13 protein-coding genes are annotated in these 18,144 nt (G+C 38.1%); 2 read left to right on the top strand and 11 right to left on the bottom strand.

Features of this window, described 5'->3' with window-relative positions; translation table 11 throughout:
• Positions 1–71 precede the first annotated feature (71 nt).
• The 7 genes from ACQWU4_RS15585 to ACQWU4_RS15555 all read right to left on the bottom strand — a co-directional run bounded on the left by ACQWU4_RS15585 (position 72) and on the right by ACQWU4_RS15555 (position 10,251).
• The gene (locus tag ACQWU4_RS15585) at positions 72–3,665 is read right to left on the bottom strand and encodes a choice-of-anchor L domain-containing protein (protein ID WP_429936673.1); all 3,594 of its coding nucleotides are present in this window, start codon (positions 3,663–3,665) and stop codon (positions 72–74) included.
• 171 nt (positions 3,666–3,836) lie between these two features.
• A complete protein-coding gene (locus ACQWU4_RS15580) occupies positions 3,837–6,200 on the bottom strand; it encodes a choice-of-anchor L domain-containing protein (protein WP_429936672.1) in 2,364 nt (787 codons plus the stop codon).
• 228 nt (positions 6,201–6,428) lie between these two features.
• Entirely contained in the window at positions 6,429–6,983 is a 555-nt protein-coding gene (locus ACQWU4_RS15575) for a DUF1003 domain-containing protein (RefSeq protein WP_429936671.1), read from the bottom strand.
• Positions 6,984–6,995: 12 nt separating this feature from the next.
• Positions 6,996–7,766 carry a TIGR02757 family protein gene (locus tag ACQWU4_RS15570; RefSeq protein ID WP_429936670.1) on the bottom strand — a complete coding sequence of 257 codons (771 nt, stop codon included), beginning with the start codon at positions 7,764–7,766 and terminating at the stop codon, positions 6,996–6,998.
• Positions 7,767–7,773: 7 nt separating this feature from the next.
• Positions 7,774–8,688, bottom strand: coding sequence for a ribonuclease Z (locus ACQWU4_RS15565; protein ID WP_429936669.1), 915 nt, complete (start codon positions 8,686–8,688; stop codon positions 7,774–7,776).
• 88 nt (positions 8,689–8,776) lie between these two features.
• Positions 8,777–9,364, bottom strand: coding sequence for an RdgB/HAM1 family non-canonical purine NTP pyrophosphatase (rdgB, locus tag ACQWU4_RS15560; protein ID WP_429936668.1), 588 nt, complete (start codon positions 9,362–9,364; stop codon positions 8,777–8,779).
• A gap of 56 nt (positions 9,365–9,420) precedes the next feature.
• Complete coding sequence (locus ACQWU4_RS15555; protein WP_429936666.1) at positions 9,421–10,251, bottom strand: CPBP family intramembrane glutamic endopeptidase; 831 nt, start codon at positions 10,249–10,251, stop codon at positions 9,421–9,423.
• A 252-nt stretch (positions 10,252–10,503) separates the two neighbouring features.
• On the opposite strand from ACQWU4_RS15555, the gene ACQWU4_RS15550 reads away from it, so the two are divergent.
• Complete coding sequence (locus ACQWU4_RS15550; RefSeq protein ID WP_429936665.1) at positions 10,504–12,099, top strand: peptide chain release factor 3; 1,596 nt, start codon at positions 10,504–10,506, stop codon at positions 12,097–12,099.
• Between the two features lie 64 nt (positions 12,100–12,163).
• Here ACQWU4_RS15550 and ACQWU4_RS15545 read toward each other — a convergent pair whose 3' ends face one another.
• Together ACQWU4_RS15545 and ACQWU4_RS15540 are read right to left on the bottom strand one after the other, a co-directional pair.
• The gene (locus ACQWU4_RS15545; protein WP_429936664.1) at positions 12,164–14,488 is read right to left on the bottom strand and encodes a reprolysin-like metallopeptidase; all 2,325 of its coding nucleotides are present in this window, start codon (positions 14,486–14,488) and stop codon (positions 12,164–12,166) included.
• A 14-nt stretch (positions 14,489–14,502) separates the two neighbouring features.
• On the bottom strand, positions 14,503–14,997 hold the full coding sequence (locus ACQWU4_RS15540; protein WP_429936663.1) for a hypothetical protein: 495 nt from the start codon (positions 14,995–14,997) through the stop codon (positions 14,503–14,505).
• A gap of 341 nt (positions 14,998–15,338) precedes the next feature.
• On the opposite strand from ACQWU4_RS15540, the gene ACQWU4_RS15535 reads away from it, so the two are divergent.
• Positions 15,339–16,289, top strand: a complete 951-nt coding sequence (locus tag ACQWU4_RS15535) for a DUF4349 domain-containing protein (protein ID WP_429936662.1) — start codon at positions 15,339–15,341, stop codon at positions 16,287–16,289.
• Between the two features lie 195 nt (positions 16,290–16,484).
• Here ACQWU4_RS15535 and ACQWU4_RS15530 read toward each other — a convergent pair whose 3' ends face one another.
• Together ACQWU4_RS15530 and ACQWU4_RS15525 are read right to left on the bottom strand one after the other, a co-directional pair.
• Complete coding sequence (locus ACQWU4_RS15530; protein ID WP_429936661.1) at positions 16,485–16,850, bottom strand: hypothetical protein; 366 nt, start codon at positions 16,848–16,850, stop codon at positions 16,485–16,487.
• 20 nt (positions 16,851–16,870) lie between these two features.
• Positions 16,871–18,010, bottom strand: a complete 1,140-nt coding sequence (locus tag ACQWU4_RS15525; RefSeq protein ID WP_429936659.1) for an acyl-CoA dehydrogenase — start codon at positions 18,008–18,010, stop codon at positions 16,871–16,873.
• Positions 18,011–18,144: the final 134 nt, after the last annotated feature.

The raw sequence follows: 18,144 nt of genomic DNA, 5'->3' as shown, positions 1-18,144 counted from the left end.
TATATCCTACATTTTTTATCTATTTTTTAATATAAAAAATATAAACCTTCCAAATATGGAAGGTTTATCTATTAGTTTCTATTTTTTAGTAATATCCAACCTGAACGCTGTTCAAGTTTTTTACTGGCCGGGTTTTCCCATTGTACTTTATACCAGTATGTCCCTGTAGCCAGATTCAGACCTTTCAAAGTACCCTTCCAGACTGTCTCGGTTTTGGTTGCCCTGAAAAGTTCTGCCCCGTAACGGTCAAAGACGGATGCTGCAAAATGATTATATCCGCTGATTCCGGAGAAATCTATGATATCATTTATACCATCCATATTAGGAGTAATGGCATTACTGATCACAAATGTGAAATAATCCAATGTTGTACTACATTTTGCATCTACTACCCTTACCATCAGATGGTAATTTGTATTATTCAAAACATTATAGAATATATTGGATGACTGCCAAACTACTCCACCATCTATTGAATATTCTAAGGCTCCTCCTGTAGGATTGCTTGCCGTAAGGGTCAGTACATGATTATCATATACTATATTGGTAAACTTAGGCAGATCCGGATTTAATAATTTTCCGGTAAACGTTTTAGAGCACACTCCATTACTAATAGTAACAGTATAAGTTCCGGGAACATTTGTAGATATGGTTTGGGTAGTTGCCCCTGTACTCCATAAATAAGTATAATTCGGCCCTGCACCGGCATCTAAAATTCCTGTATCTCCTACGCAAACGTAAACATCTTCCAGTGTAGATACAATAGCAGGTACTACTTCAATTGTTACGGTTGCAGGATTTACCGAACTACAGCCGTTACCTCCCAATGCATATACAGAATAGGTTGTAGTAACCGTAGGTGAAACGACCTGTGTGTTTCCGTTTCCTGTAAGACCTACCCAGTTATAGGTAATTCCCCCGGTAGCAGTAAGGGTAACAGATTCGCCGGCACATATCTTTGTTTTAGATGCAGATATACCCGCAGTCGGTGGTCCTACTATAACCGTAACTGTTGCAGGAGTTGCAGAAATACATCCGTTTGCCGCCACTGCATATACAGAATAGGTTGTAGTAACTATAGGTGAAACCACCTGTGTATTTCCGTTTCCTGTAAGACCTACCCAGTTATAGGTAACACCTCCAGAAGCGGTCAACGTCACGGATTCTCCCACACATATTCTAGGTTGAGAGGATACAACTGCTGCCGTTGGCAATGTTGTATTTTGTGTAACGGTTACTGTCGCTGTATAAGTACAGCTTAAATTTCCCGGTTGGGATACATTGGTAACCGTAAGTGTATAGGTTCCTCCTGCATTTACTACAGGAGTAAGTGTATTGGCTCCTGATACAATATTTCCACCTCCTGATGCTGTCCACGCAATAGTGGATCCTGCAGGCACTACAGATGCCGAAGCATTTAATGTAATCTGAGGTGTAGTACAGGTAATTTCCTGTGGTGCCGCTATCGTAAGGGTTGTTTCAGCTGTTTGCAGTAGCTGAAGGGAAACTACATAATGGCATCCTCCGTTTTTCACCAATACATATATAGTTTGATTTCCCGGAGGTGAATAAGCTGTAGGTGTTGTAATAAAATTGGTATTTCCGGCAAGTGCATCCGCCTGACTGACATAATAGGTAAAGGTAACACCACCTCCCGCAGTAGTAATCTGGCTTTGAGCAGTTGTTAGATCATATGTAAGGCCCGGAGCGTAGCATTTATGTAATATTGCATCCTGTACAGTGATTGGCTGTGATACTTCAATAGTAATAGTTGCAGGGTTTTGAGAAACACAACCGTTGGCTCCTACAGCAGTTACTGTGTAAGTGGTGGTGGTGGTAGGTGATACTGTTTGAGTACTTCCTGTTCCGGGAAGTCCTGTCCAGTTATATGTAGTACCTCCTGATGCCGTTAAAGTTACGGATTCACCGTTACATATCTGTACTTTACTTGCTGTAAGGCCCGTAACAGGGGGAGCACTGTCTCCTGTAACTGTAACACTGGCTACAGCTGTACAGCTAACATTTCCAGGCTGATATGTTTTTGTTATTGTTAAAGTATAAGTTCCCGGAGCATTGATAACCGGAGTTAGTGTATTTCCTCCCGAAACAATATTTCCTCCCGTCGTAGCCCAGCTAAAAGTAGATCCTGCTGGATAAACTGAAGCCGAAGCATCTAAAGTTGTTTGTGAACTTGCACAGGTCAATACCGCTGGTGGTAAAATTGACGCAGTCATCTGAGGCGCTTTTACCAATTGTAATTCAGCTACTCTGGAACAGAATCCGTTCTTGACAAGAACATATACAGTCTGTCCACCCGGGCTTGAATAAGTTGCAGGACTGGGAATTGTATTGGTATTTCCGGCAAGCGCATCTGCCTGATTGAAATAGTATGAAAATGTAGCACCAGGTGTTGTACTTATAGAAGCATTTGCTGAAGGCAGGTTAAAAATTGCATTTCCTGCAGCATAACAGGCAGTCAGAGTAGCATTCTGTACTGTAGGGGAAGTTCCTCCTACAACTGTAATAGTACCTGTTCCCGGGCATGTATTTCCCTGGATAAATACCTGAACACTGTATACTCCCGGTTGTGTAGCTGTATAACTTGGTCCGGTCTGGCCTGCAATAGGGTTATTATTTAAAAACCACTGATAGGTTACATTAGGAGCCTGTACAGAAGCTGTAAATGTCTGAGGAGCATTATCACACATATAAACCGTATCAGGAAGCTGTACTCCGGCAGGGTCAAGGATTTTCACACCGATATCAAATGATCCGGCTTCCAGAAATACTGCTGAATCGTAATTTCTGTCGCTAAAATCTGCCAGAACCATTTTAAAGTGGTAGGTCTGGCCAGGAGTTACTGTCGCCTTTGCTGTCAAAGGTATAGTACGTCCATCAAAATTGGTTTCAACCATTGGGTTATTGATTCCCGCAAAATAAGAAGCATTAATTGCCGCACACCCATTAGGAATTGCCGGGTGAATGTTGGTTACACTTACAGGTCCTGCATTTCCGGGAAGCACTGCCAGATTGGTATAAGTAGGATCTGTTGCTTTCTTTAACAACAATGCAAACCCATCTGATTTGGTACATGCAAACTGGAATCCAGGTGCATATTCTTTGGATGCAAATAAGTACCTGAATGTAATTTCCGTAGAAGCCGGTACAAAATCAAATTCTATATAGGTGGCATCCCTCAGCTCATTGTTATTAATGCCTAAAGCTGTAGCCAGATCTGTATCACCAAAAGTATTTATGCCGTCATTCAAAGTTCCCTGATAGTTATTCCCTGCTTTTGCAGCAAATCCTGTTGAAAGAACAATTCCTTTTGCAAATGGAAAACCGGTGGTTCCTTTGTTAAAGAATCCCCAGCTTCGGCTAGGATCGCTTATCGCCAGATTGGGAGAAACAGTAACATTACTTACATTGGATGTGGAACAGGCTCCTCCGGAGATCAGTACTTCTTTCACCAATTGGGTAATGCTGTAATTGGATTCCGGATAATTGGGTGTATTTACATCTATAAAAACACCTGCTTTCATAGAGGTTGCATTAGCTTTTTTCGCAGGTATCAATGCTCTGTCTGTGTTTTGAGCAAAAACAAAGCTGCCGATTAATGCAAAAAATAACGCCAAAAATAAATTTCCAATCCTCCTGTTTAACATTTTATAGTATTTTAAACAAAAATACTATTTTTTTTGATTGAATTTGAATTTAACACAATTTACATTATCATCAATACAAGTTTATTTATTCTGCAATATAAATTTACTTTATCCGGAAATAATAAAAAAGGCTGACAAAAATGCCAGCCTTTCTGTATAATATATAAAAGATTATTCTAAGTTTTTAAGCAAAATCCATCCTGTTTTCACTGCTGTTTCTTTACTGGCAGGATCCTGATAGGTCACCTGATACCAGTAAGATGCCGTTGGCAGACGTTTCCCCTGGAAGTAACCATCCCAATACGGTCTGGTTTTCCCGGCTTTAAACACTTCTTTTCCATAACGATCAAAAACTAAGCCTTTAAAGTCTTTATAGCCGATTACTCCACTAAAATCAATAGTATCATTTACGTTGTCTCCGTTTGGTGTGATCACATTCTTTATCACAAATGTAAAGTATTCCAGAAATCCTACACAGCTGGTATTTTTTACCTTAACACGGATAGATATGACCGTATTTTTAGGAACATTGGAGAATACATTGGAATCCTGCCATGTAAAGCCGTTGTCTACAGAATATTCCAGTACCCCGTTACTCGGATTGCTTGCTGTAAGAATCATTGTTCCGTTGACGTTATAATCAACTTTTATGATTTCGGGAATTCCAGCACGTATTACCAGGGTTTTAAATTCTTTGGAACATACTCCGTTACTGATTGTTACCGTATATTCACCCGGAGTTCCTACTGTGATCCCCTGAGTGGTTTCTCCTGTACTCCATTCATAAGTGTAACCTGGTCCGGAACCTGCATCTAAAAGAATCATATCTCCTTCACAGATCTGCCCTCCTTTCAAAGAGGATACAATAGCAGGAACGACATCAATAGTAATAGTAGCAGGCTGCAATGATTTACATCCCTGTGCTCCGATGGCATACACTGTATAAGTGGTTGTCTGAGTAGGACTTACTGTCCTTACTCCTCCCGTAGAAGAAGTATCACTCCATTGATAGGTTACACCGCCGGAAGCTGTTAATATTAAAGATTCTCCTTCACAGATCCTCATTCTTGGAGCACTAAGATGGGCAACAGGTGTTTCTTCTCTTTTTAATGTCAGGGTTACCATTTTGCTACAGAATGCACCATTGGAAACAACTACATAGATAACCTGTCCGTCGGTTCCGTTATAGTTTGTAAGGTTGGTGATAAAATTATTATTCTGAGCCTGTGCATCTGCCTGATTGACATAAAAACGAAATACTGCCCCTGCTGTTGTACTGATCTGCGGTTTTGCATCTTCCAAATTAAAAGTACTTAATGCAGGGGTTGCGCAAAGCTTCAATATTGCATTCTGAGCTGTGGGAGAAGTTCCGCCTATAATGGTAATACTCGCTTTCTGACATTCGGTGCCGCCTACATAAGTTCTTACTTCATACACTCCCGGCGAGTTGGCTATATATATGGCACTGGTTGCATTAGGAATTACTACACCGTTTTTATACCATTTATAAGTCATTCCGGGAACAGTAGATACCTGTGCCTTTAATGTTTGTGGTGTATTGTCACACATATTGATGGTGTTTCCCAGAGGATTTCCGTTACCATCAACAATGGTCATCCCAATATCAAAGGATCCTCCCTGCAGAAATACGGCAGAATCATAACGCTGGTCCAAAGCATCTGCAAGAACAAGCTTAAAGTGGTATGCCTGTCCGGGAACAACAGTCGCCACTGCCGTAAGTGGAACTGTTCTACCTATAAAATTGGTTTCAATATTAGCTGTATTCAATCCGCCGAAGTACTGCTCATTAACAGTTTCTCCATCACATCCTACTCCATGCGGGATAATATTCGTAACACTTACCGGACCTGCACCTCCGGGAAGTATTGCCAGATTGGTATAGTTAGGGTCACCTACTTTTTTAAGAAGAAGTGCAAAACTGTCAGCAAAATCTCCGCATGGAAACCCGCTTGTATATTCTTCTGATGCAAATAAGTAATTAAATTTTACCTGACTGCTGTTCGGAACGAAATCAAATTCAACCGCCACTACATCCTTCAGCGTAACAGGAGGATTAACAGCAGCCACCAGATCAGGATCATTAATTCCTGAACCCGGAACTTCGTCTGAGAGCGGACCGGTCCCTTCATAACCGTTTCCAGCTCTTCTCGCTTTACCGGCTACCAGTACTATCCCATCATTGAAAGGAAAATTGGTTGTTCCTTTATGAAAATACCCCCAGGCTCTTTCTGTATCTGTTACCAGCTGGTTGGGAGATACCGTTACATTACTCACATTAGGAGCAGCACAAACAGAGCCTCCGGCTATCAATACATTTTTCACAAGCTGTTCAATCGTATAGGCAGACTGAGGATAAGTAGGTACGTTTACATCTATAAAAGCACCAGCTTTCATGGTCGCCGGGGTCGCTTTTTTGGGAGGTGATTTCCTTCTGACGTTCTGGGAAAATACTGCTGCAGAAGTAAACAGTAATACCAGAAATAAAAAGTATTTGTTTAATCTATAACCTAACATTTTATAATTGTTTGTTCAAATTTAGCAAAAATATTAGTAAAAACCTCTTTTTTCAGCAAATACAAATAATTCACCACACACATTCACAACAAATTCATTTTATAATTATATATTCCACAAAATCAGTAGGATTTTAATTACAGCCTGAAAAAAAACATAAAAAAAGCAGGCTGGCTTATATCCCAGACTGCTTTTGTTTTAAGAAACTACTCTTAATTATTGTTTCTATCAATCATTTTTTTTAAGCTGTTCTATTTCTGTTTTGAGCTGGCTGATAATATCTTTCAGAGCTTTAATCTCATTTTTATTGGAGCTTACATTACTTTTCAGAATTACATTTTTGGCTCTTTCATTATGATCTTCATCGTCATCTTCATCATTAATCTCCTCAATATCTTCCTGAATGTCTTCAATATCTTCATTAATTTCCTCGATATCCTCGCTGATCTCTTCAATGTCTTCACTGATCTCTTCGATATCTTCCTGAATGTCTTCAATATCTTCACTGATCTCCTCAATATCTTCCTGGATATCTTCGATCTTCTCATGGCTCTTGTTAACAGACATCTGAATAAAAATAGCCAGATAAATGGCTTCCAGGGAAACTACCGTGGTAAGAATCAGAAGCATCTTATCAAACTCAACAATTTTGAGCATCGGCAGAAGAAATGAGATAGCAAAAAACAAGGTATGAACAATAAGTGAGGGAATAGAACCTACCCACCACGTAATACCGTTCGCAATTTTTTCTAAAACTTCTGTTTTTTCTTTTTCCTTTTTCATCCTTTTCTAATGTTATAAGAGTTCTTTGGTTACACCAAGCCCAAATAAAGCGAAATCATACTTAGCCGGGTCATTATCATCAAATTTTCTAATGATCAAATCCAGTTCTTCAACTGTTTTCCAGTCATTCTGCGTTCTTGAAACCAATCCCAGCTTTCTTGAAATATTTCCCGTATGTACATCTAACGGAATTGAGAGGTATTTCTGATCTATATTTTCCCAGATACCAAAATCTACGCCACGTTTATCTTTACGTACCATCCATCGCAGAAACATGATGATTCTTTTGGAGGAAGAGTTTTTATAAGGTGAGCTGATATGTTTATGGCTTCTGTGCTTCCCTGATTCCAGAAAACTACTTCTGAATCTTTCAATCGCGTGCTGAAAATTCGTTTCCTGATCTTTTACTATAAACAGATTTTCAAGGCTTTCATTTTCTTTATAAACCTTATTGAACTGCCTGATGAAATAAGCAAAATCTTCACCGTTAAAAGTTCTGTGGATACTTTTATCCTGAAGGATCTCTAAGTCTTTTTCAGAAAAATTCAACACAAAATCATAGGGAGAATTTCCCATGATATCAAGCATTTTATCTGCAGATCTGATGATTGATTTCCGGTTTCCCCATGAGATCGTTGCAGCCAGAAAACCGGCAATTTCTATATCCTGTTTAAGCGTGAAACGGTGCGGAATCTGTATGGGATCATCTGTAATGAAATCTGGACTATTGTACTGGTCTGCCTTTTCATTCAAAAAGCTTTTTAATTCTTCAAAATTAAGCATACAGGTTCTAAATTTTTACACTTTCCAGCGCTTTCGGCAGGAAGGTGTTGGGAAAAATATTTCTGGCTTCATCGGTAAATACGGTAAGATCTGCATATCTGTTTGAAAAATGTCCCAGGATCAGTTTTCCCACTTCAGCTTTCTGAGCAACTGTTGCTGCTTCCAGAGCTGTGGAATGTCCGGTGTAGTCGGCCATTTCTTTCAGATCGTGAAGGAAAGTGGATTCGTGATACAGGACAGTTACATTTTTAATAATAGGAAGTACCGTTTCCAGATAACGGGTATCACTGCAGAATGCATAGGAAACCGGAGGAGCAGGATCCAATGTCAGCACTTCGTTTTTAAGGACATATCCATCACTAAGGACAACATCTTTTCCTGCCTTTATATTGTGATAATCGCAGGTTTCTATTTCACTGTATTTGGCAATTTCCTTCATATTCAGATGCCTGTCTTTAGGTTTTTCTTTAAAGAGATAACCGTTGCAGTATATTCTGTGATCCAATGGAATTGTATAGACTTCTACCCTGCTGTCTTCATAGATTTTTTCGGAATAATCTTTATCAAGCTCATGATAAATTACATCAAAGCCGCGATGGGTTTCTGTAATCGTAAAGATGGTTTCCAGCATTTTTTTGATACCTTTCGGGCCGTAAACATGCAGAGGATTGTCTCTTCCAAGTAAACGGAAAGAGGCAATAAGACCGGGAAGGCCAAAACAGTGATCACCGTGAAGATGCGATATAAAGATATGGTTGATCTTTGAAAATCTCGCTTTTGCTTTTCTCAGCTGTACCTGTGTTCCTTCTCCGCAGTCGATCAGAAAATGTCTTTCTTCCATTTCCAGCAGCTGTGCCGTCGGTGAGGAATTGATGGTCGGAATAGCCGAATTGAAGCCTAATATCGTTAAATAAGTACTCAAATCAATAGTTTAGTATAACAAATGTACGACAGAAAATTTAAACATATCTTTTAGATTTAAGTTTAAATACTGACTAGCATAGAATTAATTATTCTTTTACTTTCAGGAAATCCAGGAACAGATCCAGAGCCTGTTTGCGGTGGCTTATTCTATTTTTATCTTCCGGATTCATTTCTGCGAAAGTTCTGTCGTATCCTTCAGGAACAAAAATCGGGTCATATCCGAATCCTTTGTGGCCTTTATTTTCTGTAAGTAAGTTGCCATGAACTCTGCCTTCAAAATAACGGGCTCCGTTTTCATCATAATAACATAAAACAGTAATGAAATAAGCCTTTCTGTTTTCCTGGCCTTCTAGTTCGCTTAAAACTTTTTCAATATTTTTAGCAAAATCATGATCTCCTGCATAACGTGCGGAAAAAATTCCAGGCCTGCCATCAAGAGCTTCAACAGCAAGACCGCTGTCGTCTCCTAAACTGGGAACTCCCGTTTTTTCGAAGCAGTATTTCGCTTTAATCAGCGCATTGGCATTGAAAGAATCTCCATCTTCTATAATCTCTTCATGGATATTGTAATCTGTAAGGCTTTTTACAGTAAAATCATTTCCCAGTATCTGCTGGATCTCTTCTTTCTTATGTTCGTTATGTGTTGCAACCAATAATTCCATATCTATATTCATTTTTGCTCAGTTTATTCTTTCGTAAACCTGTTACGATACTGTATTTATATTGTTTATTATATTTCAGAATAGTGAACTTTGTTCCTTTTCGTGAAAAGATAGAAAAATAACGAAAAAAGTATAATTCCAATGGCAAGTATTACCCATTCGGAGATTTTAAAAGCATCTGCAAAGCTTTCATTCTTGGTATAAGTAACCAGCAATGATGAGCAAAGATTGTTGAACCCATGCAGCAGCATTGGCAGCAACAGGGATTTTGTTTTATAATACACCAGCCCCAAAACACATCCCAGCAATACTGCTCCTACAAACTGCCACGGATTGCCATGAACCAGTCCAAAAATAATGGAGGCATAAAAAATAGCCCTTTTGGGATCTACTCCTTTATTGATAAGCCCTTTCTGAATGATTCCCCTGAAAATAATTTCTTCAAAGATAGGCGCCATTATGACTGTCATTATGATCATAACTACCGGTTCAAAGGTCAGCTGCTCCATAAGATTTGAGAAAAACTCATAATACTTTCCCCAGAAAGGTCCGGTAACAGGAATAAGTGAGGTGATAAATTCAGAGATGAACATCATTCCGGTCATCATAGGAAATATCAGGAGATAAGTATAGAAATTTGTAGGAGAAAAGTTAAAATTCAGTTTTTTTCCTGTTGAAGGCCTTACGATGAAAAAGTCAAAAAAGGCAATAGCAGTTAAAAATCCCACTGAATTGGTCAGCATCAGAAACCAGTCTTTCAGTTCGAGATTTTCCCTGAAAGCGATCTTCCAGAAACTGCCGAAAAAAGAAACAGCCATTGTTCCTATAAATAATCCTGCCACTAAAACAAGACCGCCCATCCATGTGAAGGTAAACTTTGGATACCTGCTATTTTCCATACATTTCCCTGTAAAAAATTTATAAAAACAAAGATAATTTTTTTGAAAGCCCCAAGCAACTAAAAAGAAAAATACTTAAATACCGGGAATCTTTACCTTAGACAATCACTCACTAAAATTCTCCAACTCCCGACACTCTTACCCTATAACTCAAACTCTCAACGCATATTCAAAAGCAATCAGCCATTTATTCCCTTAATTTATTTGAAAACCTCACAAAAAATCCCGATTTTTGCAACTTCAAAATACACTATGTCAGACTTAATCAAAGAAATACAAAAAAGAAAGACTTTCGGGATCATTTCCCACCCGGATGCCGGAAAAACAACCCTTACGGAAAAATTACTTCTTTTCGGGGGTGCTATCCAGGAAGCCGGTGCGGTAAAGTCCAACAAAATAAAAAAAGGAGCTACTTCCGACTTTATGGAAATCGAAAGACAGAGAGGGATCTCTGTAGCGACTTCCGTATTGGCTTTTGAATATAAAGATCACAAAATCAACATCCTGGACACACCAGGTCACAAAGATTTTGCTGAAGACACATACAGAACTTTAACAGCTGTAGATTCCGTAATTGTTGTGATTGACGTTGCAAAAGGGGTTGAGGAACAGACTGAGAAGCTTGTAAAAGTCTGCAGAATGAGAAACATTCCTATGCTTGTTTTCATCAATAAGCTTGACCGTGAGGGTAAGGATGCATTTGATCTTTTGGATGAGGTTGAGCAGAAATTAGGATTAAGAGTCGTTCCGTTATCTATCCCGATTGGTATGGGAAGTGATTTCCAGGGAATTTATAATATCTGGGAGAATAATATCCAGCTGTTTTTGGAAGAAAAGAAGCAGAAAGTTGGTGAAACAGTTAAGTTTAACGATATCAATGATCCTTCAATAGATGAGGTAATTGGTGAAAAAGCCGCTCAAAACCTAAGAGATGAGCTCGAGCTTGTGCAGTCTGTTTATCCTGAATTCAGCCGTGAAGATTATATGAGTGGGGACTTACAGCCGGTTTTCTTTGGTTCCGCTTTAAATAATTTTGGAGTACGTGAATTATTGGATGCATTCATTGAAATTGCTCCGATGCCTCAGCCTAAGGAAAGCGATACCCGTCTTGTAAAACCTGAAGAAAGTAATTTTACAGGCTTTGTTTTCAAAATTCATGCGAATATGGATCCGAAGCACAGAGACAGGCTTGCTTTCGTAAAAATTGTTTCCGGAACATTCAAAAGAAACGAAAATTACCTGCTGGTAAGAGAAGGCAAAAAAATGAAATTCTCTTCCCCGAATGCATTCTTCGCAGATAAAAAAGAAGTGGTAGATGAAAGTTTCCCTGGTGATATTGTAGGTCTTCATGATACGGGAAGCTTCAGAATCGGTGATACATTAACTGGCGGTGAAAAACTGAGCTTTAAAGGAGTTCCAAGTTTCTCACCTGAACATTTCCGTTATATCAACAATAATGATCCGCTTAAGGCTAAACAGTTGGCAAAAGGTATTGATCAACTGATGGATGAAGGGGTTGCCCAGTTATTCACCCTTGAAATGAATGGAAGAAAGATCATCGGAACTGTGGGAGCACTTCAGTATGAGGTTATCCAATATCGTCTGGAACATGAATACGGGGCAAAATGTACTTACGAACCTCTTTCCATGCACAAAGCATGTTGGGTGGAAGCCGATGAAAAGTCTGAAGAGTTTAAGGAATTTGCAAGATTAAAGCAGCGTTTCCTGGCAAGGGACAAGTACAACCAACTTGTATTCCTGGCGGATTCTTCATTCACCATTCATATGACACAGGAAAAGTTCCCGAATGTGAAACTGCATTTTATCAGTGAATTTCAACAAGACTAAATTCCAATAAAAAATAAAAAACCGTTCAAATGAACGGTTTTTTTATTGAATCTACTTGGATAATTTACCTAGGAATCATCATTAATTTCTTAACAATTTTTTCTCCGTCTACAGTAACATGAATCATATAGGATTCAGTAGGCAGATGTTTTAAATTAATCTGTTCAAGAAGTTCGTCAAATATATATTTCGTCTTTTTAGGAACAATCAGTTTTCCATCCATTGAAAATAATTCATAAGTAATAACGTAAGGACGCAGCGGAACCTGTCTAGGAAAATCAGCTTTAATATAAACGTAACCATCATTTGAAGGCACCGGATATATCATCAGACCCTGGTATATTCTTGTAGGGACTGTTGGGTTCCCCGGATTTGGAGTACCGGGATCCACTGCCGCTGATGAATTAATTGTAAAGTTTTGTGAATTGACATTTAAAAATACATTCCCCACAGCTTTCACCATAATTCTGGCATTGTTAGAAATTGTACCAAGACCGCCCGGAACAGTATAATTATAAGAACCATTATTAGGAGTGCTTGCTACCAAAACAATCGGGAAAGTAAGACCACCGTCTTTTGACAACAGGATCGTTACATTAGGTGTACTTACAGGTGCCACTGTTGTATTGGCAACATCCCATGTAATTGTGTATGACTGGCCTTCACTCCAAACAACTCCTCCTGTGTTTTGTGAAGTAACCACAAAAGGTCCTGCTGTATCCACAACGGTAAGTTTCACATCATCACGACCTGTCTGGCCGCCCAGAGGGTTATTATCTCTTACAAGAACTGAAAAATTAAGATCTCTTCCTCTTGAAGCAAGTTTCTCCCATGCCCTTACATCTCCAGGAGCTACAATTGCAGGATCATATCCGGAAACAATAGTTGACAGTCTGGGAAAATATCTTGAAGGTGATGCTGTAGGCATTACAGATCTGAAAAGAGGTCCCACTCCATTTGCCGATTGAGGAGGCATAGTTGCAACCCCAAAATCAGTTTGTTCCCATGTATATGTAAGAGCATCATTATCCGCATCTGTTGCTGTTGCTGTTAACATAAATGGTGTACTCTTCGGTATGCTTTTATCCGTACCGGCATTTGCAATCGGCTCTGCGTTTGCAATCGGTGTTTTAACCCCGCAGTTAGAGGTAGTACCTGAAGTTAATCTGGTATACATTTCTGCAATACTTACAGCATGAAAATAAGCATCACTATGGGCTTGTACATTTGGAGCACAAATACCGGCATATCCCATAATGGAGCTTGCACTTCCCGGCTCTATTGATGTAGGTGTATTTCTGTTACAGTTATTATTTTGCGTATGGTTTGCACCAAACTGATGTCCCATTTCATGAGCTACATAATCTATTACAAATGGATCTCCTACCGGAACTGCAGAACCCGTAACTCCTCCTGCTTTACTGTTTCCGCAAATGGAAGGAGTAGCTGCCAAACCGTTATCATTTCCTGCATTTGCCTGAAAGAACAAGTGTCCGATATCGTAGTTAGCAGAACCGATAATATTATTGGTAACCGTGATATTTTCACTTAACATCTGACCTGCATCCAGGGCATTAAAGGTATCTGTACTGATGAAGAATAAAGAATCTGTATTCGGAATGAGCTGCAGTCTTACTGAAATATCTTTTTCAAAAACTTCATTCAATCTTGTTACAGCCAGGTTAACTGCTGCAAGAACTGCTGCTTTTTTCTGGGCATCCGTTCCTGTGCCTACACCAGCCTGACCTGCAATATAAGCAGTATATTCTGTTGTGGTTGTAATAGCCAGCCTGTACTTTCTGTTTAATCCGTCAATAACTGTTTTCTGGGCATTTAAGGCTGATTCATTCAACTCATTACTGTCATTAAAAAGGCATTCAAACTGATTGGAAGATGAAGCATTTTTTCTGTCATAAAGTTTATAAACCTTATTATCTTTTGTATAAGAATCGATATAATAAATTCCCTGATTATTTCTGATTATACCATTAAATCCAAAATAAGGATCTATGGTAAACTTCAATATTGATGATTTGTCACCTTTTTTGAAACCGGTATAAGACCGGATTTCAGAATACCTGTTCTGAAGGTCGGGATGCATTGTTGATGATTCGAAAACCTCGTAAGTATCAAAACCTCCTTCAAGGTTTGGAAAATTCAACATCACTCCTTTCCGGGACAAATGCAAATCGCTGTCCGGCAAATTTTTGAGTTGATTTTGAATCTGATCAACATTAAGTTTAAACAAGGTGAAATCAGTAATTCTTACTTTACTTTCACGAATTTCATTGCTGATTTTTGAATCAAGCTTTTTCCAATGATTTTGCTGAGCAAACCCCACTGCCGAAAACATGAGTAAAGTACCCAAAATCAGTAATTTTTTTTTCATTTGATCTTTATAAATTAAGTGGTTATCAGTTTAATATTTGAAGGAACTTTGCCTTCTATCTTAAGAATCAGTATGGGATTCTTTTCTTTATTTAATAAATATTCTTCGTTATTAATTTCTTTATAATAGACATTTAAAACAGATTTCTCTTCTTCTATCTTCTCTATTTCAATATCTCCGTACTGCTTTGTTTTCAACTTAGGTTTCAGCACAAGAAGAAACTCATTTTCAGCCAGTGTAGGAATTGGTGCTCCCCGGGAAAATCTTTTATCTGCCATTAAACTGTATAATTTTACCGTTTCTTCAAAAGATTGTAAAATTGTGTACTCTTTTAGCGGTATATCTTTATTCAGTCTTCTTACTTCTGAAAATTTTATTTCGTTATTATTTTTACTCATTACCGATTGCGCTTCAACAGCATTTTTTGTAGCAGAAACGTTTGCACAGCCTAATGCACCTCCCAATCCAAACAAAAACAATAGAAAGATTAACAAAAGTACTCTTTTCATTAGAAAAATATTAATACGCAAATGTAAATATTCATAATTATCTTTTGAATTTTTTTTGAAAAAAAATATTAATTTATTATAAATCAATCCCGAAAATACAATAATGAGTTATTAAAATTATATGATTGAAAAAGAACTGATCAACTGGAGAGCATTAAAACCTGCCGTTTTATCCATGATATAAAGGCAATAATTATAAATTCTGTTTTGTAAATCTTTTGTAAAATAAGTTCAATCAATTGATCTTCAATTATTTAAAATTTTACTAAAATAATACTTTCTATTTACAAAAGTCCGCTTCTTATCACCCCTAATTTTACTTCATCAAAAAAATTAATGTTATGAAAAAGTTCATATTACTGGTGGCTGTATCAGGCACTTTCATTATGTGTAAAAAAGCAGAAGCGACAAAATCCCAGATAGAAGATACTTTACATGCTGCAGACAGTACTGCTGCCGCTGTGAATGAAGCAGTAAATTCTATCAGTAATACTGCTGATAAAGTTCTGGACTCGGCCAATGTCAGAATAAAAGATTTTGAAGATGCAAAAGGAGAGATTCAGCAGAAAATAGACAATACTTCCAAGATCGTAGATTCTTTAACTGACAAAATTGCTTCAACAAAACTGGAATCAAAGATTGAGAAAAAAGATTCAGCGGAGAAAAAACCTGAGAAGATCGTCGTGAATGTTCCGGCTCCGAAAGTAATTAAAGAAACCAAAATTGTATATAAAGAAAAGCCTCAGAATGACAGCTATGAGCTCAAAAACAGAATGGTAAAAACAGGGATTCTTTCAGTAAAAGCTGACAATGCGGAAACCGTAAAGGAACTAGTAAAAGAGGAAACCATAAAAAACAACGGTTACGTAAAAAGCGAGGAGCTTTCCTATATTTCCGCAGAACCGTCCAACAGAAATTCTTCTTATTCTGAAAACAGCCAGAAGGTATATTATATGGATATCAAAGTTCCAATGCAGAATTTTGACGGCTTAATGAATGATCTGAGCAATATCGGTGATATTGAGGCTAAAAACATCCAGGTTTCAGGAAATAGTTACGCAGAAAACACTTTATGTACAATAACCGTAACTCTTACTGATAAATCTGAGTTTGAAAAAGAGCCTAAAACTTTCGGAGAGAAATCGCTGGCAGCAGTTTCATCCGGCTGGGACGTTATTGCTTCTGCTTTTCTTTTCCTCCTTCCGCTATGGCCTTTATTCCTGATCGCCGGAATAGGATACTATTTCTACAAAAAGAAAAACAAGAAAACAACTGATAACAATCCTCAGTAAAACAAGGTCCATCTTCTGATGGATTTTTTAATATTATTTTAATAAAAATCCAGTACCTCCATAATGCCTTCTTTGTATATTTGAAATGAATAGTTTAGTAGGCATTACATGATTTATTCAGCCTGGCTAAATGTATTTACGTATATTATAAAAAGTGGTTTGTAAAAAGAAAGGCTCCCGATTGGGAGCCTTTCGCTATTTCATATTCACAACTTTGTCTACAACAAACTTTGTATTGCCTCTCCATGGAAGCGCTCCGTTGTATTCTTTGTAATGAAGATCAAAAGTTTTACCACTGTTGGTTTCCAGCTGCTTAAAAATTTCAGGATCTTCTACAGAAAATTCAAATTCATAGCTTGTAATGGTTCCGGTTTTTCCTTTCCCAAAACCTTCCTGAATGAGTTTTCCTTCATAGGTTTTGAAAACATAGCCTTTTTTCATGGCATAATTCAAATAGCCGGATTTTACCCCCTCCCCAAAGACGAAATAGTATTTATACCATACTGTTACACCTATCAGAAGGAGCACTACTCCCAGGATTATCCACAAAGTTTTTTTCATAAGAAGTGTGTTATATTAATTTATTTCGCGATGCTTCTGGAGATCACAATTTTCTGAATCTCGGAAGTACCTTCATAGATCTGCGTGATTTTCGCATCTCTCATCATTCTTTCTACGTGGTATTCTTTCACATATCCGTATCCACCGTGGATCTGTACAGCTTCAATAGTGGTATCCATTGCCACCTGAGAAGCGTATAGTTTTGCCATTGCACCACTTTCAGAAATATCTTTACCTGCATCTTTTTCGCATGCCGCTTTAAAGCATAACATTCTTGCTGCAGTAATCTGTGTAGCCATATCTGCTAATTTGAATGCAATTGCCTGGTGGTTGATGATCTCAGTTTTGAAAGCTTTTCTTGTTTTGGCATATTTTAAAGCCAGTTCATAAGCACCTGATGCAATACCTAATGCCTGAGAAGCAATACCTATTCTTCCTCCGTTCAATACCGCCATTGCAAAATTGAATCCAAACCCGTCTTCCCCGATTCTGTTTTCTTTAGGAACTTTTACGTTGTTGAAGATCAAAGAATGTGTATCACTTCCTCTGATTCCCAGTTTGTCTTCTTTTACCCCTACTTCAAAACCTTCCCATCCTCTTTCAACGATAAATGCATTAATTCCTTTATGTTTTTTCTCAGGATCTGTCTGCGCAATTACAATATAATAAGTAGCAGTACCTCCATTGGTAATCCAGTTCTTAATACCGTTTAATAGATAATAATCACCTTTATCTTCAGCTGTAGTTTTTTGAGAAGTAGCATCAGAACCTGCTTCAGGCTCAGACAATGCAAAAGCACCAATCACCTTTCCGCTTGCAAGAGGAGTAAGGTATTTCACTTTCTGTTCCTCGGAAGCAAATTTTTCAAGACCTGCACATACCAAAGAATTGTTTACGGACATTACAACAGCTGCAGAAGCATCTATTTTTGCAATTTCTTCCATTGCAAGAACGTAAGAAACACTGTCCATCCCTGCTCCTCCGTATTTAGGATCTACCATCATTCCCAAAAGTCCCATCTCACCCATTTTCTTTACTTGCTCTGTAGGGAATTTCTGATCGCGGTCTCTTTCAATAACTTCAGGTAATAGTTCATTTTGTGCAAAATCTCTTGCAGCCTGCTGAATCATCAGCTGTTCTTCCGATAAATTAAAGTCCATAAAAAATAATAATTAGATAGCCGTAAATTTACACTTTTTAACGAAACCTGAAAATAGAATTGAAAATTAGGAAACAGGTTACAGGGATCAGGTTATAATATATGTATCCATATTTTTTTAACAATGATCATAAA

Source organism: Chryseobacterium sp. MIQD13, from assembly GCF_050496705.1.
Lineage (GTDB): Bacteria > Bacteroidota > Bacteroidia > Flavobacteriales > Weeksellaceae > Chryseobacterium.
Note: the sequence above shows the minus strand (reverse complement) of the source record. Positions and strands in the feature narration are given on the sequence as shown.